Origin of the sequence: Zeaxanthinibacter enoshimensis, assembly GCF_004362865.1 — a bacterium.
In the GTDB taxonomy this organism is placed as follows: domain Bacteria; phylum Bacteroidota; class Bacteroidia; order Flavobacteriales; family Flavobacteriaceae; genus Zeaxanthinibacter; species Zeaxanthinibacter enoshimensis.
Genome location: NZ_SNYI01000002.1, coordinates 1,135,520 through 1,160,454 on the forward strand (window position 1 = coordinate 1,135,520; position 24,935 = coordinate 1,160,454).

The window sequence follows — 24,935 nt, forward strand, 5'->3', positions numbered from 1 at the left end:
AGCATTTTATCCGACCTGTTCCTTCTTAAATCATTGGGAAATTTGATACCTTCACTATGCACGAATACTGATTCTGTCAGCCATACCAGAGCGCAATTGCCGTGGAAGCGTAAGAGCAAGATCCTGCAATGATTAGTGACCAATAAAATATTGTAATCTATGAATACAGATCTGGAAAATTATGCGCATTATAAGGACCTTCTCAGCAGAAATGCCCTGTTCATTGATGTACCAGCAGATGCTGTTCAAAAATTACTGGGTTACTCCTCCCTGCAGTACTGGCCGAGAAAAACCTGTATTCCCGATCCCTCACACACCCTGTATACCTTTTATATCCTTTTGTCCGGAAAGATCAAAGGTTTTGTATTCGATGATGTAAGGGGAAGGACCATTACACTTTTCCTGCTTTCAACGCATGACGTCTTTGATATCTTCACCTTGGTCCATGGCCGCATACATAACATCCGCTATGAAACCCTGAGCCATACTACCGTACTGAGTATTCCCTTGCATAAATTGAGACAATGGATCCTGGCCAATCCCGCTGTCAATACTGCCTTACTAAAGTACACCACGGAGAAAATGTGTGCCCTGGAGAACTATATTTCCGAACTTGTGATCGATGACACCTCGGCCAGGTTTGCCAGGTTCCTGCTTAACCATATGGATCCGGTTTCCAGGTGTGTTCCTGTACTGAACGACTTAAATTATGACGAACTCGGGGCCCTGATCGGGACGACCAGGACCATTATAGGAAGACACCTGTTCCAATGGCGGGAAGAAGGAATACTAACACATTCCAAGTTTGAAACCGTGATCAAAGCTCCCGATCTCCTCCGCCGGAAATTTCCATCAAAGGAATTAAATTCATAAAGGCGTCGACCTTTTTGAATAGAATCCTGTTAAATTATGTCCATTAATTCATAAAATGTGACCGTGGTATTAACCCGGGAAGACTTCTGCTGCTAATTTTGCTTACACAACACTACCCTAAAACGCAGGTCCTTAAAAACCCCCCTTAGTACTGTCTGGTTTATGACAACATTGTCTGTTTTCCCCCTGGGGTAAAAGCCCATGGTGAGCACCCGAAATCCTAATCTACAACTATATGAAAACAACCTTGTATGGTCTTTTTTTCCTGGGTCTGACCAACCTAATGTACGCGCAGGAGGTTCCGGGTAACGGAACCAAACTGCCGATCGGGGCCGTTGAATTGGCCGGTGTCACCGTGAGACCACTTAATCTCACCTACATTAACGCTGTACAGGACGAACATACTCCGGAATCTGTGAGAACCCTGGAGAACGAAGTAGCGCGGTATAATATCAGGGAATCGGAAGTTTTTAAACATGATTTTGAAGCTTACGAGGTGGTATTTGAACAGACCCATGGCTCTATCATAGCAACCTATGATCAGAAAGGGAAGATCATAAGTTCCCTGGAGCGATTCAAGAATGTCTCCCTCCCATTCCATATCAGGAATGCGGTTTACACCAAGTACCCGGAGTGGAGCATTGAAAAGGATGTATACCTGGTCTCGTATTATGAAGATGAACCTGTAATCAAAAAAAGTTACCGGCTGCAGTTAAAGAATGGGAAAAAGAAGATGAATATCCGTTGTGATACAGACGGCAAACTGTTCTGAACTACTTATTGAATATTCACGGGCGAGACCACTGGTCTCGCTTTTTTTTTGATGATCTCTAACTTCTTGTTTAACAATTATTTAATAATATCAATCATTTAACACTAATGTTAAATTTATCACTAATTAAATGTTAAATTATGTAACATTATTCAAGGTATCCAGTCTATTCTTTTGAAAGGAGCCGGATAATATCTATCTTAAAAAGAGATGAAGATGAATGAGCTCCTTCATCCAGACCCAAAGCTTATCGATTGTGATAGAATGATTATGGCACGCTTTACGTAATATTCTAAAGTGCCCCGTTAAATCATTCAGAATCATGAATATAGGCCTAGAAAAATACAGGTATTATACAGAGCTCATGAGGGAAAATGATTTATTCAGTGATATATCACACGACGCCTTAGACCAACTCCTGGAAATTGCTTCGGCACAGTACTGGCCCAAGAAAACCTGCATCCTCGATCCCACACACACACTTTACACTTTCTATATAATTCTTTCCGGAAAGGTGAAGGGCTATGTGTTTGATGACAAACACGACCGCCCGCTCACTTTATTCCTGCTGACCCAGAACGACGTTTTTGATGTTTTTACCCTGATCAATGGTAAGGTTCACGACATCAGGTACGAGACCCTGTGCGACACCGAGGTACTGAGGATTCCTATGTACAAACTTAAAGAGTGGATACAGGATAACCAGGATGTCTATAAAGCGCTTTTGAAATATACTACGGATAAAATGATGCGGATGGAAAATTACATCTCTAACCTCATTATGGAAGATACCTCTATCCGCTTAGCACGGCTACTCTATAACCATGTGGATCCCGCTTCTAACCAGGTAGAGATCCTTAACGGGCTGACCCATGACGAACTTGGCGCCCTGATCGGCACTACCAGGACAATGGTGGGGAGACACATCCAGTCCTTCAAGGAGGAAGGCATCCTGAAAACAGAACGCCGCGAAATAGAGATCACCAACCTGGAACTACTGCAACAGAAGATCTCCCTGAACCCCTGACCCTACCCCGGAATTTCACCATTATTACAAATTGTTTTCTCCATTTTTAGGACATACCCTATATAACCCATTGTTAAACTATGTTAAGATGAGTCAGAATCTCTGGAAATGCGACCCAGGTCACATTTATTGCCGGGATTGTATTCTAATTTCAAGGTAAGATCAGAGCCATTAGCAAACAAACTGTTCTCTCCCTCCCTAATGCTAATAAGATGAACTCCCGGTTAAACCGGGGTCATATCGTGTAGTGCCCTTTTAGAATTATTAATCTCAAAACCATATCATCATGAAAAATGTAATGTTAGGTCTTTGCCTTTTAGGTCTGACCAGCCTGGCGTTCGCGCAAACCACACCTCAGAATGGTAATGACAGCGATGTAGAAGAAGTGCAATTAACAGGGGTAACCATTTCCCCGCTTAATCTTTCTTACCTCAATAAGGTACAGGATCCTCATACTCCTGAAGAAGTCGTACAGTTAGAGAATACTGCGGCCCGGTATGATATTAAGCGATCCGACGTCTTTGACGGGAGTTTTGAAGCTTATGAAGTAATTTTTGAACAAACGGATGGTGGTATTGTAGCCACTTATGACCGGGAAGGCAAAATTACCAGCTCTTTGGAGCGTTTTAAAAATGTAGCTCTCCCCGTACACATCCGGGAAATGGTCTACCTGAAACATCCAGGATGGACGATCACGAAAGATGCCTATATCGTTTCTTATTATGAAGATCTTGAAGAAGTTCAGAAGATTTACAAACTGCAACTTAAGAAAGGTAAGCAGAAGAAGACTCTGAAGTGTGATTCTGAGGGCAACATGTTATGAAAATAGCATGTATGGAATGTGAAAAACTCCATCAGACACATGTAAAGCGGGGAATACTTTCCCCGCTTTATTTTTGCCTCAATTCACCTTTTTAGCTGGCCATAATCTTCCTACCACACTACATCAAAACAGCTTTTTACAACATATTTTTGTCCATACTAAGCAGAGGCCCCATCTTTCCACCCAGCAAGGAACCCCCAAATCCCTGATCATGAAATATTTCCTATTACTATTATCAAGCCTGTTTGCCATAGCGAACCTCCAGGCTCAATGTACAGATGTATACGCATCGGCCACCTATGGCCTCTCTCACAGCAAACGAGCCCTGAAAGCAGATAATGCCGACCACCAGGTCTACTATGCCGAGCGGGCATTAAAAGCCTTGAAGAAGACCCGGGAACTGAATTCGGCTTGCGGCTGTACCCAGGCCGAAGACCCTGTCTATAACGGGATAGAGAGCTTACTTAAAGCGGCCGAGCCTAAAGATTGGGACATGGGCAGGCATTATACACAAAAAGCCATCGCCGACATAGAGATTTTACTGACCGCCCTTGATATCTGCAGCAGTGAAAATACGGGAACTCCGGAACAAAAACCTGTAACCCAGAAAAGTAAAGAAGAACTGGATCAGCAACTGGCCATCCGTGACCAGGCCGAAAAGAGCCTGGATTCCATGCAGCGGTCTATTGAAGATATTTCCGGTTTACTAGGTTGTGAAAGCGCCCTGGAGGTATTCCAGAAAAGGACCTCCCGGAGCCTGGAGGAGCTCGAGTCCGAATCTGTTGAGGAAACACTGAACTTCTATAAGAATTTACTTCAGCGCTTACAAAAAGAATCTGCTTCGTCACTCAGTAGGTGCACACCCAGCCCGTGATCTTTATTCCTTTTTCGGTGATGGAGATGCCTTGAAATAGGTTAGTTTCCTGCTGGTGTAGGTGTTGGCCGGAGTTATAATCTCCCGGATCCAGTTATGATAGCTGCTGCCATCCAGCTGGTAGATATAGGAAACTTTCTTTTCGGATTTGCCCTGCTGGGTGATCACCGCAGATAATAAACCCTGATCCCCATACTGATACCTGGTTTTTTTAACAGGCACCAGGGTACTGTCTGATTTCCTGAAACCGAATTGATTTTCTACCAGTTTCTGACCCTTCAGGTTATAGATGTTTTCTGTGGCCTGCCGTGGAATGCTGTCCTGGTACTCTTTGGTGTACACCACTTTTACGGTATCGCCTTGTACCGAAGGGCGCTTATAGGTCCTGGTGGTTTTCTGAAGATTATCATTCAGCGTATAGATCACCGTCTGCCCTCCCCCGTTTTGTTCGTAGGTCAGTATGGTTTCATCAACCCCATCCTGGTCGGCACTGATGATCCTGGTCAGTCGCTGTTTCAGATCATAATGGTATTCATTCTGCTCCCTGAACTCCTTGTCATAGGAAAATATCTTTTCCGTGATCCGGATACCCCTGGTCGTATCACGACTGAAAAAACGGGCTATGGAAGTCTGCTCGTCAAATATTTCGTCCCGGTATACCTCGTCCCGTTGTTCTACCAGCAGGGTATCCTTCAATTTATAGTAGGTCACGTCGTAATCGGTATCACTGTAACGGGTAACCGCTTTAACCAACCTGCCCTTCCTGTCAAATGTATATTCTTCACGCCCGTAATCAGTGGTCACGATGCACTGCTGAACTGGGCCACGAAGATCAAAGTCGGCCAGCGTCAGTACTTCCGGCGCCTGGGCACTGGCAGCAGCAAGCCCGGTGAAGAGGCTTATGAAGGCAAGTATGATAAAAAGTGGATGGTTTGGTTTTAACATAGTGCAAAATTACTGCATAATAATACTTAGAAACAACAATTTACATGCCGAAATAAAAAAAGGGCGGATTAAATCCGCCCTTTCTTATTACTGATATTTGATCAAAGTTATTTCACTTCTTCAAAATCTACGTCTTCAACGTTATCACCTTCCTTAGAAGATCCTTCTGCACTGGCTTGCTCACCGCCTGCAGCAGCTCCGCCCTGCTGGGCTTCGGCCTGGGCCTTATACATCTCTTCAGATGCTACTTTCCAGGCTTCGTTGATCTTTTCAAGTGCAGGAGTGATCACCGCTACATCCTTACTTTCATAAGCCTTCTTCAATTCTTCCAGGGCGCTTTCTATTGGCTTCTTCTTGTCATCAGACAACTTATCACCAAATTCGCTGAGCTGTTTTTCCGTCTGGAAGATCATGCTGTCCGCTTCATTCAGCTTATCAGCAGTTTCCTTGGCTTTCTTATCTGCTTCGGCATTTGCTTCAGCTTCAGATTTCATTCTCTGGATCTCTTCTTCTGTCAGACCTGATGAGGCCTCGATCCTGATATCCTGAGATTTTCCTGTCGCTTTATCTGTAGCAGATACTTTGATAATACCGTTAGCATCAATATCAAAGGTTACCTCGATCTGAGGTGTTCCTCTTGGTGCTGGCGGGATACCATCCAGGTGGAACCTTCCGATGGTCTTATTATCGTTTGCCATTGGACGCTCTCCCTGTAACACGTGGATCTCAACAGAAGGCTGGTTATCAGCTGCCGTTGAAAAGACCTGTGATTTCTTAGTTGGGATGGTCGTATTAGCTTCGATCAGCTTCGTCATTACACCACCCATGGTCTCGATACCAAGTGAAAGCGGGGTAACATCTAACAGTAATACGTCTTTTACATCACCGGTAAGTACACCACCCTGGATCGCAGCCCCGATAGCTACTACCTCATCCGGGTTGACTCCTTTAGATGGTTTCTTTCCGAAAAACTTCTCAACTGCTTCCTGTACTGCAGGGATCCTTGTTGATCCACCTACCAGGATGATCTCATCGATGTCGCTTTTTGAGAGTCCGGCAGACTTAAGTGCTGCCTCACATGGTGCAATAGTTCGTTTTACCAGGTCACTGATCAGCTGCTCGAACTTAGAGCGGGACAAGGTCCTTACCAAGTGCTTAGGTCCAGATGCGGTAGCCGTTACATAAGGCAGGTTGATCTCTGTCTGGTTTGAAGAAGAAAGTTCGATCTTCGCCTTTTCAGCAGCTTCCCTGAGACGTTGCAATGCCATGGCATCCTTACGCAGGTCTATATCCTCTTCTTTTTTGAATTCTTCAGCCAACCAGTCGATGATCTTCTGATCCACATCATCCCCTCCAAGGTGGGTATCCCCATCTGTAGAAAGCACTTCAAAAACGCCATCCCCGAGTTCCAGGATAGAAACATCATGTGTTCCTCCACCGAAATCGAATACTACGATCTTCTGGTCTTTATCTTTTTTATCCAGTCCGTATGCCAAAGATGCGGCTGTCGGCTCGTTGATGATACGCTCCACTTTCAGACCCGCGATCTCACCGGCCTCTTTTGTAGCCTGGCGCTGCGCATCGTTAAAGTAGGCCGGTACTGTAATCACAGCCTGGCTCACGCTCTGCCCCAGGTAATCCTCCGCAGTCTTCTTCATCTTCTGAAGAATCATGGCCGAAAGTTCCTGTGGCGTATAAAGCCTGCCGTCGATATCAACACGAGGGGTGTTGTTATCTCCTTTAACAACCTTATAAGGTACGCGTTCTACTTCGTCCTTCACTTCGGAAAACTTGTTTCCCATGAAGCGCTTGATAGAATAAATTGTTTTATTGGGATTGGTCACCGCCTGTCTCTTAGCCGGGTCACCGACCTTAATCTCGCCGCCTTCAACAAAAGCGATCACAGACGGAGTAGTTCTTTTCCCTTCTGCGTTGGGGATTACAACCGGTTCGTTCCCTTCCATAACAGAAACGCACGAGTTGGTAGTACCCAAGTCAATTCCGATAATTTTGCTCATTATATCTTACTTTAAATTAGTGTATCCAAAATTTATGATCGCTTACTGAATGTCAAACAACATGCCAACCGGTCAAACATGACAGGATGTCATTTTAAGTACTGCAAAGTACTCCTCTACCACCTTTCCCCGGACCTGCCTCCTGTTTGTGGATTGCCTTCGCGTGCTCGCGGTAAACTGTTTAAAGATTTGACCGAATTCTCTTGGATAATGCCACAGGAAAACACAGTTTTGTACTTACGAAAACCTTTGAAACCTAAGGATCGCTGAATTATGGAATGCATCAGTGTTTTTGACATGTTAAAGATCGGGATCGGGCCTTCCAGCTCGCATACCCTTGGACCATGGCGTGCCGCTGAAAGATGGTTGAAGGAACTCCAGGAGGACGAGCTCTTTGACAGGGTCAGCAGTGTCAGGGTACGCATTTACGGATCTCTTTCCCTTACCGGGAAGGGACATGCCACTGACCTGGCCATTATGATGGGATTAACAGGTGCAGATCCTGAATACGTGCCTATAGAAAATATCGCTCCAACCGTACAGGAAATCCGCGACCGTAAAAAGATCATGCTGGATGGGAAAAGAGAAGTTCCGTTTGATCCTGCCACAGCCATCGAATTTAAAAGGGAATTTTTGCCGGTACATGCCAACGGGATGGAATTTGAAGCCATACTGGAAGATGGGACTTCGGAAATGGAACGATATTATTCTATCGGGGGTGGCTTTGTCGTTAAAGAAGAGCGGGTAAATGCCAAAAAGAAGATAGCAGTCTTCAGGACCTTCCCATTCCCGGTAGAGAAAGGGACAGAACTCCTGGAATACTGTAAACAGGAACAAAAGCCGATTTCGGACATAGTCCTGGAGAATGAACGCTCCCTGCGGGATGATGAGACCATAGACAAAGAGATAAAGCGCATCTGGGACACCATGTTAGAATGCATGTATATCGGCTGTCATACGGAAGGAAACCTGCCGGGCGGACTCAATGTCAGGCGGCGTGCTTTTGACACCTACCAGAAACTGAAATCCGATGTTCCCTATGAAACTCCCCAGGAGTGGCTGGAAGGCATCCGGCATACAGAAGTAAAATTCAGACAGATCCTGAAATGGGTCAGTTGTTTTGCGCTGAGCGTTAACGAAGTTAATGCATCCCTTGGAAGAGTGGTGACTGCGCCAACCAACGGGAGTGCGGGTGTCATCCCGGCGGTACTCATGTACTACCTGGTGATCGAAAATCATAACGCGGGTTTTGAGCATATTAAACGATTCTTACTCGTGGCTGGGGAGATTGGAAGTATCTTTAAGAAAGGTGCAACCATTTCTGCAGCCATGGGAGGCTGCCAGGCAGAGATCGGGGTCTCGTCGGCTATGGCTGCAGGAGCCCTGACAGAATTGCTGGGCGGAACCCCTGAACAGGTGCTGATCGCTGCCGAAATTGCAATGGAGCATCACCTCGGTCTGACCTGTGATCCCATTGGTGGACTTGTACAGGTGCCCTGCATAGAACGGAATTCCATGGGTGCCATTAAAGCGATCAATGCTGCAGAACTGGCACTGGACGCCGACCCTAAGAATACCAAGGTGCCCCTGGACAAGGTCGTCAATACCATGTGGGAGACAGCAAAGGATATGAGCTCCAAATATAAGGAGACCTCCGAGGGCGGGCTGGCTGTTGGCGTTTTCCTGAGCGACTGCTGATGCCTAAGGGCAATCCGTTTTCCGACGGGTATCGATCAGGTATAGTATCTTCCATCTTCCCTTTACCTTACCGAGCTGGAAAGCATTGACACCACAGTGCGAGAACTTCCCGTTCACATAGAATTCATAAGGTGTCCAGACCTGTGCCATTGGACCGTCTACCTTGAGGTCGTAACTTTTTATACGTTCTTCGATCCGCAGGGTATCCGGAAGCTGCTTCATGCCAGCGAGGAAATTTCGACGGGTCTGCTCTGCCACTTCGAACTGTGCAGAATCCGATACTTTCATGGTCTGAAGCTTCATTCCTTCAGCCATCAGCGCCCCCATCCCGGAAGTATCCCGGGCGTGAAAAGCCTTAAAAAATTCTTTGATGGTGTTCCTGGGATCATCAGCAGCCGGTTGGCTGTAAACAGCACAACCGAGGAGGAAACAACTGAGGGTGAGAAGGAGAGTTCGCATAGGATCGATTTTGTTGCAGAAAGATAGGAATTAAGCCGGATATTATACTATGATGCCGGGAAGTACCGGGTAGGGGTTTACAATAAAACTCCTTACCTTTAAGGCCGCTAAAGAACAGCTTATGTCAACCGCAAAATCTGAGTATAAACGTGTCACGGTGAAATCCCTGGTCGATATGAAGCAGAAGGGAGAGAAAATCTCTATGCTTACTTCCTACGATTACTCCATGGCAAAGATCGTGGATGCTGCCATGGTCGATGTGATCCTGGTCGGCGATTCGGCCAGTAATGTCATGGCCGGTCACGAGACCACCCTGCCGATCACCCTCGATCAAATGATCTACCATGCCACCTCTGTGATCAGGGCAGTAAACCGCGCGCTGGTGGTGGTCGATATTCCCTTTGGCAGTTACCAGAGTGACCCAAAGGAGGCATTGCGGTCGGCGATCAGGATCATGAAAGAAAGTGGCGCCCATGCGGTTAAACTGGAAGGCGGTTGTGAAATCAAAGAATCCGTAAAACGGATCCTCAATGCCGGGATACCCGTAATGGGACATCTTGGTCTCACTCCCCAGTCTATTTATAAATTCGGTACTTATTCAGTACGGGCAAAAGAAGAAGATGAGGCAGAAAAGCTGATCGAAGATGCCAAAATGCTGGAAAAACTGGGATGCTTTGCCATCGTTCTTGAAAAGATCCCTGCCGAGCTGACTAAAAGAGTGTCGGAGCAAATCTCTATTCCCACTATAGGCATCGGGGGCGGACCCCATGCAGACGGGCAGGTACTGGTCATACACGATTTGCTGGGAATGACCCACGAGTTCAACCCCCGCTTCCTCCGCAGGTACATGAACCTGTACGAAGAAATGGGGAACGCGATCTCCAAATACGTTTCCGATGTCAAGAACCAGGACTTCCCGAATGAAGACGAACAATATTAGTCTGCCTGTTCCCTATGGCCTCTAACGCTACCAACTTAGCCGTCCTTTTTGAAGACAATCACCTGATCGCGGTCAATAAGCAACCCGGTGATATTGTACAGGGCGACAAAACGGGAGACCTTCCACTCAGCGAAGTCGTCAAATTATATTTAAAAGATAAATATGATAAGCCGGGAAATGTTTACCTGGGAGTGACCCATCGCCTGGACAGACCCACCAGTGGAGTGGTGGTTTTTGCCAAGACCTCCAAAGCCTTGCCAAGGATGAACAAATTGTTCGCCGAGAAGGAAACAGATAAAACGTACTGGGCCCTGGTGAAGAATCCTCCCCCGGAATCCAGCGCAACCTTAACCCACTGGCTGGTCAGGAATAATAAGCAAAATAAATCTTACGCCCACAAGGAAGAAAAGCCTAACAGTAAAAAGGCCATTCTTCATTATACCCTCCTGAAGAAACTTGATAATTATTACCTGCTTGAAATCAGCCTGGAGACAGGCAGGCATCACCAGATCAGGGCACAGTTAGCCGCTGTCGGCTGCCCGATCAAAGGTGATCTTAAATACGGCTTTGATCGCAGCAACCCGGATGCAAGCATCAGCCTGCACGCCCGGAAACTGTCTTTTACCCATCCCGTGCGTAACGAAGAGGTGTCGATCACCGCACCCCCACCCCGGGATCCATTGTGGGATGCGTGTCTCTAAATGATTATCTTTAATTCAAAACAGCCAACGATATGAACCGTCTCTTGTTAGTTCTGCTTGCCGTAACCCTGGGGGGTTGCTCCGGGTCAAAAGGTATAGATTCCTTTTATAAAGCTCATAAGAATGATCCTGAGGTCATGGCGGTCAGAGTACCCGAAGTCATGCTTTCTTTTCTGCGGACCGCTTCCCCGGAGATGCGCGAATTAGTTGGTAATGCTCGTGATATTCGTTATATGAAACTTCCACTGGGGGCAGAGGAAAGAGAAAAGGAGATCAATAGTTGGGTCGATAACCTGGACAGCGGTTCCTATATCGAGATCTACAGGAGAAATAGCGAGATGGGTAAGAACGTTGTCTCTATCCGGGAAAATGGCCGGAGTGTAAAGGAGGTCCTGGTATATACCAGCGACCTGAACACGGGATCCATTCTTTATTTCAGCGGCGATTTTGCCCCGGAAAAGATCCGGGAGATGGCCAATACCCAGGGATTTGATAAATTTGCCTCGAGCCTCCTGCTCGAATTCAAGCCAATGACACCTGTCAGCGAATAAGAACGCTGGCCTTCTCTTTAATGATCTGACCCACGGGTTTGTTTTCCAGGTGACTTTCTAACCAGGAGATAATATCCAGGTACAGGAAAGCTCGCTTCTCGTAAGGATGGTCTTCATATTTCTTTAATTCGGCGTGCAGTTTCCGGAATTCATTTTTTAGATCCTGCGGGTAAATATCTCCTAATCCCCTCAGAAATTTGATCATCTCTTTTTGCACAGCGTGCAGGTCATTCATCTTCAGTAAGAATTTATAGGTGCTCTTAAGCTGCACCTCCAGGTGATAATCCATTCCTGCTTCGTAGTGTGCCACCAGGCTCAAAACCCTCGCAAAACACATGAGGTCTTCACGCATTTTGAGGTTCTTATTATTGATGATCTTTTTCAGGTAAGTAATACATTCTTTGTTCTTCCCAACCCCGAAATAAAGACACGCGATCTTGTAATAGAAGATCATGACATGATGCTCATCGATACGTTCCCGGTGTTCCATTATTCCGGCTTCTATAGGCCTAACCCATTGCAGACCCTGTTCAAAGGTACCTTCCATAAAGTGCAGGTTCAGCCTGTTCAGGTTAATGTAGAGGAAAGAAAGGGAACGGATGTTGTCGTTCTGCGGAAATTCTGGGGACCGGGTCTTTTTCTCCAGTTTCTCCAGTACATACCTGAACTGGGAACTGTATTTCACGTAAAAGAGAGATTCCAGCAGGTAATGATTCCCTTTCAGGTAAAATACCGGGTGCAGGGAGATCATGTCTTTATGTTCATCAAAGAGGTCTACCCATTTACTCGAATATTTATAACAGGAGAGAAAATCCTGCACCAGGAAACTATACCAGAGATGGGCTTTATACAACCATAACTTTTCCCGGAATCCCAGGTCTTCCAGGCGGTATTCAGGCAAGTGGGAATCAAAATACCTTTTCACCCGTTGGTAATCCTCATCACTCCTGACGTAACCCACTTTTAACATCATGCCGTAAAGCTGTAATGAAAGGTTAGAAAGTTTGCTGGTCATCACGTTATGGGCAGACAATTCTTTTGCCTGCATAGCAAGTTCATCGGCCCGGTCAGGGATACTCCTGGTTATATACTGGGTTTCTATAACCTTTTCCAGTTCAACTATTTCATAAGCAATATTCTTCTCCTCGTTTTCAATGGCTATTGCTTTTACCTTGTCCAGGATCTTAAGGCTCTGCTTATAAAGTCCCTTTTGGTAAAGGATGGTGGCAAAATCCAATTGTTCACGGATCTGCACCCTGATATTCTGGTTTACCGGGTTTAGTCGCAGGCTTACCAGTATTTGCTTGTACAAATGGGCTTTGAGATTAGAAAGCTGGGATTTTTTTACAATACCACTCTCCAGGATAACCTGTTCATCGTAGGACCTCATTTTATCGAGAAGATTAAAAAGAGCCAGGAACTTGGCATCCGTGTTCACTCCCAACCTGCCAACATAGAGTTTAAATTGTCTTTTTTCAGATTTGGAAAGGGATTTAACCAGTACGAACAATGCATCTTTTTGGGCACTTGTCATCGTAAAATACACTATTTAATTAGTTGATTGTCAGGTATTTGTGTAAAGCACAAAGTATCTAAACGTTGTAAATGACAATTCCCTGCTACCCTGTTTCTTAAAGCTAATTCTAACTTCGTGCTTAAGGATCTTTCTAAATTAGGAAATTATCATGAGTAAAGATAAGGTACAAATTTTTGATACTACGTTAAGGGATGGCGAACAAGTGCCCGGTTGTAAACTGGACACCAAACAGAAACTGGTGATTGCGAAACAACTGGATCAGCTGGGTGTTGACGTGATAGAAGCCGGTTTCCCGATCTCTAGTCCAGGTGATTTCCAATCCGTACATGAGATCGCGAAATTGGTAAAAAACGCCACTGTCTGTGGTTTAACCCGGGCCGTAAAGAAGGATATCGAAGTTGCTGCCGAAGCACTCAGGGGAGCCGTAAGGCCCAGGATTCACACCGGTATTGGCACCTCGGCATCGCACATAAAATATAAATTCAACTCTACTCAGGATAAGATCCTTGAACGGGCTTACGAGGCCGTGGCCTATGCAAAAACATTTGTGGAAGATGTTGAATTTTACGCTGAGGATGCCGGGCGTACAGATAACGAATACCTGGCCAGGATATGTGAGGCTGCCATTAAAGCCGGGGCCACGGTCCTGAATATTCCTGACACCACAGGCTACTGCCTGCCCGAAGAGTACGGCGCTAAAATGAAATACCTGAAGGAAAACGTAAAAGGTATTGAGAAGGCCATTCTCTCTTGTCACTGCCATAACGACCTTGGACTTGCGACCGCCAATTCGATCGCAGGGGTTATCAATGGAGCACGCCAGATAGAATGTACTATCAACGGGATAGGAGAACGGGCCGGGAATACCTCGCTGGAAGAAGTGGTGATGATCCTGAGACAACACCCTTACCTGAATCTCGATACCAATATTAAAAGCGAAATGTTATATGAAACCAGCCAGATGGTTTCGAATAAAATGGGCATGCCTGTTCAGCCTAATAAGGCTATCGTGGGATCTAACGCCTTCGCCCACAGTTCCGGGATCCACCAGGACGGGGTGATCAAAAAACGTGAGACTTACGAAATAATCGATCCTGCAGAGGTGGGAGTCACCGAGTCCTCTATCGTACTTACCGCCCGCAGCGGAAGAGCTGCTTTAGCATGGAGGGCCAAGAAAGTAGGATACGAATTAACCAAGGTTCAACTAGACGAAGTATACCAGGAGTTTCTACAGTATGCAGATCGCAAGAAAGAAATAATGGATGAAGATATCCACGAAATTATTGAAGGCTGTAAGGTTAAATTAGAAAGCTTAGCTTAAATGAAGTTGAATATAGCATTGTTACCGGGGGACGGGATTGGTCCGGAGGTGACAGCTCAGGCAGTGAAATGCCTGCAGGCAGTAGAAGAAGCATTTGGTCACAGTTTTACTTTTACCCAGGCCGCGGTTGGTGCTGTCGCCATGGAAAAAGGAGGTGATCCATTGCCTGAGGAAACCCTGGAAATTTGTAAAAATTCTGACGCCATCCTTTTCGGGGCTATCGGGGATCCCAAATACGATAACGACCCTGATGCCAAGACCAGGCCTGAGCAAGGGCTTTTAAGGCTGCGCCAGGAATTGGGACTTTTCGGCAATATCAGGCCTGTAAAAGCCTTCCCGACCATCCTGGATAAATCACCCCTGAAAAAAAATATTATTGCGAAGGCAGATTTTGTGATCTACCGTGAGCTGACCGGGGGAATTTACTTTGGTGAGAAAAAGCTTAATGAAGCCGGTACAATCGCCTCTGATATTTGCGAATATTCTGAAAAGGAAATCAGCCGCATAGCCCACCTAGCTTTTAAAGCTGCCAAGGTACGTCGCAACAAACTTACCCTGGTTGACAAGGCCAATGTACTGGAAACCTCTCGCCTTTGGCGTAGGGTTGTCCGGAAGATCGGTGAAAGTTACCCCGAAGTGGAACTCGATTTTATGTTCGTCGATAATGCCGCTATGCAACTGATCCTTAATCCGGGTATTTTTGATGTGATCCTGACCGAAAACCTTTTTGGGGATATACTCTCTGATGCAGGAAGTGTGATCGGCGGCTCCATAGGGCTTCTTCCTTCTGCTTCAGTGGGAGAAAAACACGCGATGTTTGAGCCGATACACGGGTCTTTCCCGCAAGCCAAGGGTAAGAACATAGCCAATCCTATCGCTTCTATCCTTTCCGCAGCCATGATGATGGAACACTTTGGACTAAAGGAAGAGACGCAGGCCATAGTCAACGCGATCTACCAGTCCATGAAACAGAATATTGTTACCCCGGACCTCAATGCCAAAGGCAAATACGGGACGGACCATGTAGGAGAATATATAGCCAACAATATAGTGGATGCTGATGATCACCTTAGTATGAACAAGGAAAATATCGGGTTGGGGAAATCGACCATCATCTGATGGGGATCAATCAATCATTCCGACAGTAATTCTTTAACCAGGGTATCAAATTCTGCTTTGAATTCGGTGTATTTCTCCCCCGTAGCCGGGCCGTTGAACCCGGTATGGATCTTTCGCACCTCTCCTTTCTTATCAATAAAAATAGTAGTGGGATAAGACCACACGTGATTAAGCATAGGTAATTTCTCCTGGGCCTTGGTCTTGCTGCTGCTTCCGTACTGGGCTAATAGCACCGGGTAGGTAATTCCTACTCTTTCCTCCAGCCTCTTTATACTATTAAAAGCCTTCTCCTCTGTCTTTGCGTATTCAAAGGCCAGGGCCACGATCTCTAACCCTTCGGTCGGGTTATTTTCCAGGTAGTCTACCAGGAACCTGGTTTCATCCAAGCAGTTCGGGCACCAGCTTCCCATCAGTTGTACAATTACCGCTTTGTTCTTATAACGATCGTCCTCCAGGGAAACAGTATCCCCGGAGCTGTTGGGAAAAGCGAATTGAAAACTGTCGTAACCCTCTTTCAGGTAAGTGATATTCTCTTCATCCTGCAGCTCAAAACCTTCGTTACGCTTCGCGCTGAAAGGCTCCTGGAAATGGTTCCCGGAATAGAAGGTACCCTGCAGGACAGAATCTTTGTAAGCGGCGGCAAAAAGAAAGGCATGGGCACCATCAAAGGTTGACAATAAAAGGCTGTCTCCCCTGACTACCCCATCCAGGTAGCGGTAATCTCCCGTAGTGGTCCTGAAGGTACCTTTAACCTTGTACCCTTCCTGGCTGAAAATTCCCTTGGCGGGGTAGAAATCCGTCGAATCATTCCCAAAGGTAGCCTCCCAAATTCCACTGACATCAAATCCCGGTTCCTGCTCCACGGTAAACCTAGGTCTCTCCCCGAAAATGGCGCTAAAGGGCTGGGACCGGTCCAGTTCTTCCTTGATAAAATTTCCGGTGATCTCTTCCGAGGTGTAGCGACCGGCAATGTACCCGTCAAATGCAGGCATCCTGATAATGATAGAATCCCCTATGGTCCGGATCTCGTCTACAGCAATCTCTTCCCCGGCATTGAATACCGTAAGGTTATAAGAATCATCCTGTGCGGCCAGTTCAAAAGAGAATGGCAGCTCTTTGCCGTCCTGTACCTCCAGGGTAGCATGCCATGGGCCCGGGCGAAGTTCAGCAGTCTTTTTGTCGTTACAGGAGGTAGATAAAACTGTCGCCAGGATAAGTATGAGAAGTGTTCGCATATCGGGGGGATTTTAAGGGATTAAACCATCAAATATCTATCAGAATATTCAAAATAAAAAATAAACCAATTGAATCCCCGGGATTTTGAATCCTTTCATGCATTATCTTATCTTTGGGCGTTTAAATTTCAACGATGAACATCTCCTATAACTGGCTTAAACAATTCCTCCAGATCAACTGGGAATCCCATAAAACTGCAGAACTTTTAACCGACCTCGGGCTGGAGGTAGAAGGGGTAACGGCATTTGAATCGGTCAAAGGAGGGCTCGAAGGTATCGTTGTGGGTCATGTACTTGAATGCGAAAAGCACCCGAACGCAGATAAATTGCAGCTTACCAAAGTAGATGTAGGAGATGATACCATACTGCAGATCGTCTGTGGTGCACCAAATGTCGCCAAAGGACAAAAAGTACCTGTGGCTACTATAGGAACTACGCTTTACGATGCCGAGGGAGAGCCATGGACCATTAAAAAAGGAAAGATCCGTGGGGAAGAAAGCCAGGGTATGATCTGCGCCGAGGACGAGCTTGGACTTGGAGAAAGTCATGACGGTATTATGGTCCTGGACGACAGTCTGAAACCAGGCACCCCCTGCTCAGAGATCTTCAGTATAGAAAAAGACGAGGTTTTCGAGATCGGTCTTACTCCGAACCGGGCGGATGCAATGAGCCATTACGGGGTGGCCAGGGACCTGAAAGCAGGACTACTGCAAAAAGAGATACAGATTCCACTGAATACACCGAGTGTCAGTAATTTCCATATAGATAACCGTTCCCTGAAGTTCGAGGTAGAAGTAGAGGATGCGCAACTTGCGCCCCGTTATTGTGGGGTGAGTATGAGCAACCTGATCGTGCAGCCATCCCCGGACTGGCTACAGAACAGGTTACGGGCTATAGGGGTAAAACCTATCAACAATGTAGTGGATGCCACCAATTACGTCTTGCACGAATTGGGACAACCGCTGCACGCTTTTGATGCCGATCGCATCCACGGAAAAAAGATCCGGGTCCGTACGGTCAAGGAAGGTACTAAATTTGTGACCCTTGATGGAGAAGAACGTACCCTTCACGGAGATGACCTGATGATCTGTGATGCGGAAAAGCCCATGTGTATTGCCGGGGTTTTCGGAGGGATCAATACCGGGGTGACAGAAAATACCAGGTCCATATTCCTGGAAAGTGCTTATTTTAATCCCGTTGCTGTTAGGAAAACTGCAAAAAGGCACGGCCTGAATACCGATGCTTCCTTCAGGTTTGAAAGGGGAATAGACATCAACAATGTAGAATACTGCCTGATGAGGGCAGCACTGCTGATCAGGGAACTGGCCGGTGGTGAGATCAGTTCCGAGATCGTAGACCTGTATCCCAAGAAAAAAGAAGACCGGCAGGTATTCTTAACTTTTGAAAAGATCAATAATCTGATCGGGCAGGAAATTCCGAAAGATACCATCAAATCTATACTGGCATCGCTGGATATTCAGGTAAAGAGTGTCACCGAATCCGGACTGGGACTGCTGATCCCATTTTACCGGATAGACGTGGAACGGGAAGTAGATGTTATTGAAGAGATCCTCAGGGTATACGGTTACAACAATATACAGTTCGACTCCAAGCTGAATGCTTCTGTGGCACCCAGTGGAAAATTCGAGGATTACCGGCTCCAGAATATCGCCGGCGACCTGCTGGCTTCCAAAGGATTCTTCGAAACCCTTTCCAACAGCCTTACAAATCCTAAATACCAGGAACTACTCCAGGAAGATGACGGGCGCACCGTGGCCATCCTGAATCCCCTGAGCACTGAATTGTCAGCGCTTCGCAGGTCGATGCTTTTTTCTGGGCTCGAATCTATTTCGCACAATATCAACCGCCAGAAACCCAACCTCAAATTATTTGAGTTCGGGGCTACCTACCAGAAGGATGGTTCAGAATATAACGAACAACAACACTTATGCCTTTGGGTCACGGGAAACCGTAGCGAAGACAGCTGGATCTCTGAAAAAAAGAAATCCGATTTCTTCTTCCTTAAGGCTGTTGTAGAGCACGTTTTACAACGACTCGGGGTAAATGATTATAAAGCCGTCCCGGTAGAAGATGAGATATTTTCTGAGGGACTTTCCCTGGACACCAGGAAAGCCACAATTGCCAGGCTGGGATTAGTATCAAAGAATATCACAAAAGCCTTTGATATTAAAAACGAGGTGCTCTATGCCGACCTGAACTGGGAAGCCATTATCAAACTTGCATCGAAGAACAAGGTGGTGTATCAGGAAGTATCTAAATACCCAGAGGTTAAGCGCGATTTTGCACTTTTACTCAATGATGAGGTGAGCTTTAAGCAAGTATACGAACTGGCTTATAACACGGAAAAGAAATTACTGAAGCAGGTTAACCTTTTTGACGTCTATACCGGTAAAAACCTGCCGGACGGCAAAAAATCGTACGCGGTGAGCTTTACCCTGCAGGACGAAAAGAAGACTTTGACGGATAAACAGATTGATAAGATCATGCAGAAGTTACAGTCCAGGTTCGAGACGGAACTTGGAGCAGAACTGCGTTAACGCGGGGCGATCACCCGGTCTATGACGTGAATAACCCCGTTACACTGGTCGGAATCAGCATTCGTGATCCGTGCAGAGTTACCGAGACAATCGGTCAGTACAATATCTATCCCGTCCATGGTAGCCCTTAGTTTATTGCCCTGTAAGGTGGTAAAAGAAGCACTTCCCTCTCCCCTGCACATCGCTTTCAGTATATCCGAAGCCGTAATTTTCCCAGCGATCATGTGGTAAGTTAACAGGGCTTTTAATTCTTTCTTGTTTTCAGGGCGAAGCAGCGTTTTAAGGCGATCCTCGGTAAGCGTTTCAAACGCCTCATCAGAAGGGGCGAATACGGTATAAGGCCCCCCGCTATGTAAGCGGTCCGCCAAGCCTGCAGCCATGACAGCCGCCATTAAAGTCTTATGTTTATCAGATTCCACGGTGGTTTCCACTATAGAATAAGCCGGGCCGATTTCCCCATAGGTAGAAGGGTCATATTGGGCGCTGGTCAGCAGGGTACAGAGCAAGGCAGAGCCTGCCAGCATGGCTTTCATAGTGTTCATCGGGGCGTGGTGTTTTATCGACCAAAGGTGCGATTTCATCGACAATATACAATTCTGAGGGAATTGAATACAATGCCGGGCATCCTTCAAAATTGTTTTAACAAAAAATTAACAATTTAGGCTATTTGGCCTTTATTGGAATCGAACCTTCATTTGCTTAATTTTGAGGTAATTGCTAAAAAATGAAAAAGAATGAAGTTGAAGAGAACTAATATCGAGTCGCGCTTATCCGGTGCCAGGACAGCTTCGGTTGACGAAACCCGATTACTTGAAGAAGTTTACGAGATCCTCAGGAAAGATGAGGCACAGGAACAGCGTATCTCGGAAAACCTGAAAGGAGGTAAAAATCCCGGGGGAAATGCTTTTGATTTTGAACTGTTGGACACCTCGAAAATCTACCACCTGGACCAGATCAGAAAAACCTGTATCAATTACCGGCTGCGCTTCCTGGACATCAGGTATTTTAAAGGAGAGGTGCCCAGGGAAGGCATCTCAAAGATCAAGGCCCTGGAAAAAGACCATGGGATAGAGATCAAGGGCTTTAAATTGATGGCACCTTCCAGGTTATTCAAGTTGGAAGACAAGGATGATCCCCTTTTATTTGCCCCCATCGGTAATGGATACTACTACCTGATACATACCTGGGGTAATGACCTTCACCCGCTTCGCAAAATGCTTGTATGGCCGTTTAAAAACGTGATCAACCTGGCTGCAATTGTAGTGTTGGTCAGCATGTTGGCTACCCTTATGGTCCCATCAGGCCTCTTTTCCAAATCAGGGACCGCCGCAGAATTCTGGATCATCTTCTTCTTCATGTTCAAGTCCATTGCGGCAGTAGTGATTTTTTACGGTTTTGCTTTGGGCAAAAATTTTAACCCTGCGATCTGGAACAGTAAATACTTCAATGCCTAGAAACAAACAGGATACATAAAAAAAGGGATGACATTAAATCATCCCTTTCTTATATCATCAATACTCCGGTTTACCCTACAGGAACGGCGTACATCTTATCCCGTTGTTCCCGGATCGAGGCATCAGACATATAGTCATCAAAACTCAGGTAACGATCGATCACTCCTTTAGGAGTAAGTTCGATCACCCGGTTTGCCACGGTCTGGGCAAATTCATGGTCATGGGTGGTTAGCAGCACCGTTCCCTTAAAGGTTTTCAGGGAATTATTGAAAGCGGTAATACTCTCCAGGTCCAGGTGGTTTGTCGGTTCGTCAAGCATAAGTACGTTTGCCCGCATCAGCATCATCCGGCTCAGCATACAACGCACTTTCTCACCTCCGGAGAGCACGGTACATTTCTTCAGGGCTTCCTCTCCACTGAACAACATTTTCCCGAGGAAACCTCTCAAATACACCTCTTCTCTTTCTTCCTCGGTTTTTGCGTATTGTCTCAACCAGTCTACCAGGTTGATATTTTCCTCGAAGTAAGCCGAGTTGTCTGCCGGCAGGTAACTCTGGTTGGTGGTAACCCCCCATTGAAACTCTCCCTTATCAGCTTTTTGTTTGCCATTCACGATCTCGTAAAAAGCAGTAGTAGCCCTTGAATCCCTGGACAGTACCACGACCTTATCACCTTTTGCCAGGTTAAAACTGACGTTCTGGAACAGCAGGTCTCCGTCCTCACTGGTAGCCTGTAATTTCTCAACATTCAGGATCTGGTCTCCGGCCTCCCGCTCACGATCAAAAATAATGGCCGGGTATCTCCTGCTCGAAGGTTTTATATCCTCCACTTTCAGCTTCTCCAGCATCTTTTTTCGCGAGGTCGCCTGTTTACTCTTGGCGACATTAGCGCTGAAACGCTGGATGAACATCTGGAGTTCCTTTGCCTTCTCTTCAGCTTTCTTATTTTGCTGGGCCCGCTGTCTCAAGGCCAGCTGACTGCTCTCATACCAGAAAGAGTAATTTCCGGAATAGAGATTGATCTTCCCAAAATCGATATCTGCTATATGGGTACATACAGCATCCAGGAAGTGCCTGTCATGCGATACCACGATCACTGTATTCTCGTAATCCGCGAGGAAGTTCTCTAACCAGCTGATGGTTTCATAATCCAGGTCGTTGGTCGGCTCATCCATGACCAGTACGTCCGGGCTTCCAAAGAGTGCCTGTGCCAGCAGCACACGTACCTTTAACTTGGAATCCATATCAGACATCTTGGTGTCGTGCATCCCTGCGGGAATCCCCAGGTGAGACAATAAAGCCGCCGCATCGCTGTCTGCATTCCATCCGTTCATCTCCTCGAAAGCCACCTGCAGTTCACCAATCCTGTCTGCATTCTCATCACTGTAATCAGCGTAAAGCTTGTCGATCTCGTTCTTGATCTTGTACAGGGGCTTGTTGCCCATGACCACGGTTTCCAGAACAGTATTATCATCGTAAGCATTGTGGTCCTGCTCAAGAACAGACATACGTTTTCCGGGTTCCAGGTGTACATGTCCTGAAGTGGGGTCCTGCTTGCCACTTAATATCTTGAGAAAGGTAGATTTACCCGCACCATTGGCGCCTATAACCCCATAGCAGTTGCCCTGGGCGAAGGTCACAGAGACCTCGTCAAAAAGGACCCTTTTGCCAAATTGAACAGATAGATTAGAGACCGATAACATATTGCTGCTTTTAAAATTTTTGCAAAAATAGTCAAAATAAACCTGCTTCAGCAAGAAACCGGGAGCGCATTTAATTTCCAGGGAAAGAGACCGTTCTTTATTTTAACGGCGTATTAACAGCCTTGACCTAGCGGTTTTATTAGATTTGTTTGAGTTTGGCAGAAATGTATATATGAACAAAATTCTATTTTGTCTCTTTATTTTATTGAGTTTTTCGTGCAGGGATGACCACCGTCAATCCCCTTCAGTCGTATTCACTGGTGAGATCGTAAATCCCACAGGGGATTACGTTTATCTTTTTAAGAACGATATTGAAATAGATTCTGCCAGGCTCGATGAGAACAACCGTTTCAGCTTCAGGTTGGATTCTATCAGCGAAGGACTTCACAATTTTAAACACAACCCGGAATACCAGTATGTATACCTGCAGGAAGGTGACAGCCTGGCGCTGCGATTAAATACCACCGACTTCGATGAGTCGCTCGTATTCTCCGGAACGGGCGAAAAGATCAATAATTTTCTTATAGAAATGTTCCTAGCGCACGAGGATGAAGAAGAGTATATCAATACCCTGTATTCCTTGTCTCCGGATGAATTCAGCCGCGAGATAGATTCTCTTCGCAGTGTAAAATTAGAGTACCTGCAGCGTTTAATGCAAGAGCATGAATTCACAGATAAGACCAGGGAGATCGCACAGGCCAGTATCGATTTCGATTACTATATCTACAAAGAGCTTTACCCCTTCTTCCACAAGAAAAGACAGGGCATGAGCCAGGTTCCCGATCTGCCTGAGGATTTTTATGATTACAGGGATGACCTTGACCTGAACAACGAGGAGCTGACCTATTTCCGGCCTTATTACAAATACATCAATTACCACCTTTCTAACCGTACGTATATGCAGTGTGTCAAGAACTGCGATATGGCGAACCCGGCTATCAAGAGTTATTTACATTTTAACGCTCACAAACTTGGCCTGATCGATAGTCTCATTACGCAGAAAGACCTCAGAGACAACGTATTTCGCTATGTAGCCATTGATTACCTGCTCAAAGTACAGGACAACGAAGAGAACAATCAACAGTTCATAGAGAAGTTCCACCAGCTGTCGGGGAATAATAAGCATATCAAGGAGATCAATAACCTTTACGAAGGCATAAGGAACATTCAGCCAAATAAAGAGCTGCCTGCCATCCGGGTTGCAGACCACAGCGGTAATATGGTCGAGTTAAAGGATATTGCCCGAGGTAAGGACGTGGTATTCTATTTCTGGTCTGCGAACCAGAAGGGGCACTTTGATAATATGGTAAGCCGGATAAGGGAACTAGAAAAGAAATATCCCGACTATCATTTTATCGGTCTTAATTTCAATACGGAAGATGACACCTGGCAGAACCTTGTAGCCAGCAAAGGCCTGGATCCGGAAAACCAGTACCGTTCACGGAATTTTGAAGAGCTGACCAACACCCTGGTGATCTATCCTATGAACAAGGTTATTATTGCAAAAGACAGCCTGATCGTAGATGCCTTCGCCAACCTGTACACTTCATTTTAAGACCGGGAAAGCGTCAGGGCCATAACAAAAAAAGCCCGGGAAAATTCCCGGGCTGTTACTTCTTAATACCGATTCTTAGTTTCCCTTCTTGTAATCTTCCAGGAATTTTTTCAACCCAATATCCGTCAGCGGATGGTTGAGAAGACCTGTAATGGAAGAAAGCGGGCCAGTCATAACATCGGCTCCCAGCTTGGCACAGTCGATCACATGCATGGTATGGCGGATCGATGCCGCCAGGATCTCAGTTTCAAAGCCGTAATTATCGTAGATCAGCCGGATTTCCGAGATCAGGTTGAGTCCGTCTGTAGAAATATCATCCAGTCTGCCCAGGAAAGGAGAAACATAAGTAGCCCCTGCTTTAGCGGCAAGTAAAGCCTGCCCTGCGGAAAACACCAGGGTACAGTTGGTCCTGATCCCTTTATCTGAAAAATATTTCAGCGCCTTGACACCGTCTTTGATCATCGGAACTTTCACCACGATCTGCTCGTGTAATTCTGCCAGTTCTTCTCCTTCTTTAACGATCTGGTCAAACTCGGTCGAGATCACTTCGGCAGAAACATCCCCATCAACGATATTACAAATAGTAACGTAGTGCTTAAGAATATTGTCTTTTCCCGTGATGCCCTCTTTGGCCATCAGTGAAGGATTGGTGGTGACCCCGTCAAGAACCCCTAATTCCTGGGCTTCCCTGATCTGGTCGAGATTAGCTGTGTCTATAAAAAATTTCATAATTGTGTATTTTGTTCAATTCTGTTCCTCTATGGAATATAAGT

22 protein-coding genes are annotated in these 24,935 nt (G+C 46.0%); 14 read left to right on the forward strand and 8 right to left on the reverse strand.

The genetic code is table 11. The annotated features are described in order from the left end of the window. Positions 1 to 159 precede the first annotated feature (159 nt). The 5 genes from CLV82_RS11180 to CLV82_RS11200 all read left to right on the forward strand — a co-directional run bounded on the left by CLV82_RS11180 (position 160) and on the right by CLV82_RS11200 (position 4,369). On the forward strand, positions 160 to 873 hold the full coding sequence (locus CLV82_RS11180; protein WP_133644382.1) for a Crp/Fnr family transcriptional regulator: 714 nt from the start codon (positions 160 to 162) through the stop codon (positions 871 to 873). A gap of 235 nt (positions 874 to 1,108) precedes the next feature. After that, the gene (locus CLV82_RS11185; protein WP_133644383.1) at positions 1,109 to 1,645 is read left to right on the forward strand and encodes a hypothetical protein; all 537 of its coding nucleotides are present in this window, start codon (positions 1,109 to 1,111) and stop codon (positions 1,643 to 1,645) included. A 322-nt stretch (positions 1,646 to 1,967) separates the two neighbouring features. Continuing rightward, positions 1,968 to 2,672, forward strand: coding sequence for a Crp/Fnr family transcriptional regulator (locus tag CLV82_RS11190; RefSeq protein WP_133644384.1), 705 nt, complete (start codon positions 1,968 to 1,970; stop codon positions 2,670 to 2,672). A 286-nt stretch (positions 2,673 to 2,958) separates the two neighbouring features. After that, positions 2,959 to 3,495 (forward strand): hypothetical protein, encoded by a 537-nt coding sequence (locus tag CLV82_RS11195; RefSeq protein ID WP_133644385.1) that lies wholly within the window; start codon positions 2,959 to 2,961, stop codon positions 3,493 to 3,495. Between the two features lie 211 nt (positions 3,496 to 3,706). Then, positions 3,707 to 4,369 carry a hypothetical protein gene (locus CLV82_RS11200; RefSeq protein ID WP_133644386.1) on the forward strand — a complete coding sequence of 221 codons (663 nt, stop codon included), beginning with the start codon at positions 3,707 to 3,709 and terminating at the stop codon, positions 4,367 to 4,369. Positions 4,370 to 4,372: 3 nt separating this feature from the next. Here the strand turns inward: CLV82_RS11200 and CLV82_RS11205 are convergent, their stop codons facing one another. Beyond that, positions 4,373 to 5,314: a hypothetical protein gene (locus CLV82_RS11205; protein WP_133644387.1), complete on the reverse strand. Its 942-nt coding sequence runs from the start codon at positions 5,312 to 5,314 to the stop codon at positions 4,373 to 4,375. Positions 5,315 to 5,421: 107 nt separating this feature from the next. After that, positions 5,422 to 7,332, reverse strand: a complete 1,911-nt coding sequence (gene dnaK / locus CLV82_RS11210; RefSeq protein ID WP_133644388.1) for a molecular chaperone DnaK — start codon at positions 7,330 to 7,332, stop codon at positions 5,422 to 5,424. Between the two features lie 273 nt (positions 7,333 to 7,605). Here dnaK and CLV82_RS11215 point away from each other — a divergent pair, with 273 nt between their 5' ends. Continuing rightward, the gene (locus tag CLV82_RS11215) at positions 7,606 to 9,030 is read left to right on the forward strand and encodes an L-serine ammonia-lyase (RefSeq protein ID WP_133644389.1); all 1,425 of its coding nucleotides are present in this window, start codon (positions 7,606 to 7,608) and stop codon (positions 9,028 to 9,030) included. 3 nt (positions 9,031 to 9,033) lie between these two features. On the opposite strand, the gene CLV82_RS11220 is transcribed toward CLV82_RS11215, so the two are convergent. Next, on the reverse strand, positions 9,034 to 9,489 hold the full coding sequence (locus tag CLV82_RS11220) for a nuclear transport factor 2 family protein (RefSeq protein ID WP_133644390.1): 456 nt from the start codon (positions 9,487 to 9,489) through the stop codon (positions 9,034 to 9,036). 121 nt (positions 9,490 to 9,610) lie between these two features. Between CLV82_RS11220 and panB the strand changes: the two genes are divergently transcribed. The 3 genes from panB to CLV82_RS11235 are packed head-to-tail and all read left to right on the forward strand — an operon-like array spanning position 9,611 to position 11,681. After that, positions 9,611 to 10,429, forward strand: a complete 819-nt coding sequence (panB, locus tag CLV82_RS11225) for a 3-methyl-2-oxobutanoate hydroxymethyltransferase (protein WP_133644391.1) — start codon at positions 9,611 to 9,613, stop codon at positions 10,427 to 10,429. 14 nt (positions 10,430 to 10,443) lie between these two features. After that, entirely contained in the window at positions 10,444 to 11,130 is a 687-nt protein-coding gene (locus CLV82_RS11230) for an RluA family pseudouridine synthase (RefSeq protein ID WP_133644392.1), read from the forward strand. A 32-nt stretch (positions 11,131 to 11,162) separates the two neighbouring features. Then, a complete protein-coding gene (locus CLV82_RS11235) occupies positions 11,163 to 11,681 on the forward strand; it encodes a DUF4252 domain-containing protein (RefSeq protein ID WP_133644393.1) in 519 nt (172 codons plus the stop codon). Here the strand turns inward: CLV82_RS11235 and CLV82_RS11240 are convergent. Further along, on the reverse strand, positions 11,671 to 13,215 hold the full coding sequence (locus CLV82_RS11240; RefSeq protein WP_133644394.1) for a hypothetical protein: 1,545 nt from the start codon (positions 13,213 to 13,215) through the stop codon (positions 11,671 to 11,673). The two genes, CLV82_RS11235 and CLV82_RS11240, sit on opposite strands and share 11 nt — an antisense overlap. Positions 13,216 to 13,366: 151 nt before the next feature. On the opposite strand from CLV82_RS11240, the gene CLV82_RS11245 reads away from it, so the two are divergent. Both CLV82_RS11245 and leuB read left to right on the forward strand, forming a co-directional pair. After that, the gene (locus CLV82_RS11245) at positions 13,367 to 14,539 is read left to right on the forward strand and encodes a 2-isopropylmalate synthase (protein WP_133644395.1); all 1,173 of its coding nucleotides are present in this window, start codon (positions 13,367 to 13,369) and stop codon (positions 14,537 to 14,539) included. Then, entirely contained in the window at positions 14,540 to 15,658 is a 1,119-nt protein-coding gene (leuB, locus tag CLV82_RS11250; protein WP_133644396.1) for a 3-isopropylmalate dehydrogenase, read from the forward strand. A gap of 14 nt (positions 15,659 to 15,672) precedes the next feature. Here leuB and CLV82_RS11255 read toward each other — a convergent pair whose 3' ends face one another. Continuing rightward, the gene (locus tag CLV82_RS11255) at positions 15,673 to 16,893 is read right to left on the reverse strand and encodes a peroxiredoxin family protein (RefSeq protein WP_133644397.1); all 1,221 of its coding nucleotides are present in this window, start codon (positions 16,891 to 16,893) and stop codon (positions 15,673 to 15,675) included. A gap of 134 nt (positions 16,894 to 17,027) precedes the next feature. Between CLV82_RS11255 and pheT the strand changes: the two genes are divergently transcribed. Next, positions 17,028 to 19,451: a phenylalanine--tRNA ligase subunit beta gene (gene pheT, locus CLV82_RS11260; protein WP_133644398.1), complete on the forward strand. Its 2,424-nt coding sequence runs from the start codon at positions 17,028 to 17,030 to the stop codon at positions 19,449 to 19,451. Here pheT and CLV82_RS11265 read toward each other — a convergent pair. Beyond that, the gene (locus tag CLV82_RS11265; protein ID WP_133644399.1) at positions 19,448 to 19,993 is read right to left on the reverse strand and encodes a fasciclin domain-containing protein; all 546 of its coding nucleotides are present in this window, start codon (positions 19,991 to 19,993) and stop codon (positions 19,448 to 19,450) included. The two genes, pheT and CLV82_RS11265, sit on opposite strands and share 4 nt — an antisense overlap. Before the next feature lie 192 nt (positions 19,994 to 20,185). On the opposite strand from CLV82_RS11265, the gene CLV82_RS11270 reads away from it, so the two are divergent. Beyond that, positions 20,186 to 20,905, forward strand: a complete 720-nt coding sequence (locus tag CLV82_RS11270) for a hypothetical protein (RefSeq protein ID WP_133644400.1) — start codon at positions 20,186 to 20,188, stop codon at positions 20,903 to 20,905. Positions 20,906 to 20,975: 70 nt separating this feature from the next. On the opposite strand, the gene CLV82_RS11275 is transcribed toward CLV82_RS11270, so the two are convergent. Then, positions 20,976 to 22,607, reverse strand: a complete 1,632-nt coding sequence (locus CLV82_RS11275) for an ABC-F family ATP-binding cassette domain-containing protein (RefSeq protein WP_133644401.1) — start codon at positions 22,605 to 22,607, stop codon at positions 20,976 to 20,978. Between the two features lie 172 nt (positions 22,608 to 22,779). On the opposite strand from CLV82_RS11275, the gene CLV82_RS11280 reads away from it, so the two are divergent. Next, the gene (locus tag CLV82_RS11280) at positions 22,780 to 24,162 is read left to right on the forward strand and encodes a TlpA family protein disulfide reductase (protein WP_133644402.1); all 1,383 of its coding nucleotides are present in this window, start codon (positions 22,780 to 22,782) and stop codon (positions 24,160 to 24,162) included. A 75-nt stretch (positions 24,163 to 24,237) separates the two neighbouring features. Here the strand turns inward: CLV82_RS11280 and fsa are convergent, their stop codons facing one another. After that, on the reverse strand, positions 24,238 to 24,891 hold the full coding sequence (fsa, locus tag CLV82_RS11285) for a fructose-6-phosphate aldolase (RefSeq protein ID WP_133644403.1): 654 nt from the start codon (positions 24,889 to 24,891) through the stop codon (positions 24,238 to 24,240). Between the last annotated feature and the right edge of the window lie 44 nt (positions 24,892 to 24,935).

Coding starts and splice junctions, on each gene's coding strand:
- CLV82_RS11180 (WP_133644382.1), top strand. CDS start 160: ATGAATACAGATCTGGAAAATTATGCGCATTATAAGGACCTTCTCAGC.
- CLV82_RS11230 (WP_133644392.1), top strand. CDS start 10,444: ATGGCCTCTAACGCTACCAACTTAGCCGTCCTTTTTGAAGACAATCAC.
- CLV82_RS11185 (WP_133644383.1), top strand. CDS start 1,109: ATGAAAACAACCTTGTATGGTCTTTTTTTCCTGGGTCTGACCAACCTA.
- CLV82_RS11205 (WP_133644387.1), bottom strand. CDS start 5,314: ATGTTAAAACCAAACCATCCACTTTTTATCATACTTGCCTTCATAAGC.
- CLV82_RS11280 (WP_133644402.1), top strand. CDS start 22,780: ATGAACAAAATTCTATTTTGTCTCTTTATTTTATTGAGTTTTTCGTGC.
- pheT (WP_133644398.1), top strand. CDS start 17,028: ATGAACATCTCCTATAACTGGCTTAAACAATTCCTCCAGATCAACTGG.
- CLV82_RS11190 (WP_133644384.1), top strand. CDS start 1,968: ATGAATATAGGCCTAGAAAAATACAGGTATTATACAGAGCTCATGAGG.
- panB (WP_133644391.1), top strand. CDS start 9,611: ATGTCAACCGCAAAATCTGAGTATAAACGTGTCACGGTGAAATCCCTG.
- CLV82_RS11245 (WP_133644395.1), top strand. CDS start 13,367: ATGAGTAAAGATAAGGTACAAATTTTTGATACTACGTTAAGGGATGGC.
- fsa (WP_133644403.1), bottom strand. CDS start 24,891: ATGAAATTTTTTATAGACACAGCTAATCTCGACCAGATCAGGGAAGCC.
- CLV82_RS11215 (WP_133644389.1), top strand. CDS start 7,606: ATGGAATGCATCAGTGTTTTTGACATGTTAAAGATCGGGATCGGGCCT.
- CLV82_RS11265 (WP_133644399.1), bottom strand. CDS start 19,993: ATGAACACTATGAAAGCCATGCTGGCAGGCTCTGCCTTGCTCTGTACC.
- CLV82_RS11270 (WP_133644400.1), top strand. CDS start 20,186: ATGAAGTTGAAGAGAACTAATATCGAGTCGCGCTTATCCGGTGCCAGG.
- CLV82_RS11195 (WP_133644385.1), top strand. CDS start 2,959: ATGAAAAATGTAATGTTAGGTCTTTGCCTTTTAGGTCTGACCAGCCTG.
- dnaK (WP_133644388.1), bottom strand. CDS start 7,332: ATGAGCAAAATTATCGGAATTGACTTGGGTACTACCAACTCGTGCGTT.
- CLV82_RS11220 (WP_133644390.1), bottom strand. CDS start 9,489: ATGCGAACTCTCCTTCTCACCCTCAGTTGTTTCCTCCTCGGTTGTGCT.
- CLV82_RS11235 (WP_133644393.1), top strand. CDS start 11,163: ATGAACCGTCTCTTGTTAGTTCTGCTTGCCGTAACCCTGGGGGGTTGC.
- CLV82_RS11200 (WP_133644386.1), top strand. CDS start 3,707: ATGAAATATTTCCTATTACTATTATCAAGCCTGTTTGCCATAGCGAAC.
- leuB (WP_133644396.1), top strand. CDS start 14,540: ATGAAGTTGAATATAGCATTGTTACCGGGGGACGGGATTGGTCCGGAG.
- CLV82_RS11275 (WP_133644401.1), bottom strand. CDS start 22,607: ATGTTATCGGTCTCTAATCTATCTGTTCAATTTGGCAAAAGGGTCCTT.
- CLV82_RS11255 (WP_133644397.1), bottom strand. CDS start 16,893: ATGCGAACACTTCTCATACTTATCCTGGCGACAGTTTTATCTACCTCC.
- CLV82_RS11240 (WP_133644394.1), bottom strand. CDS start 13,215: ATGACAAGTGCCCAAAAAGATGCATTGTTCGTACTGGTTAAATCCCTT.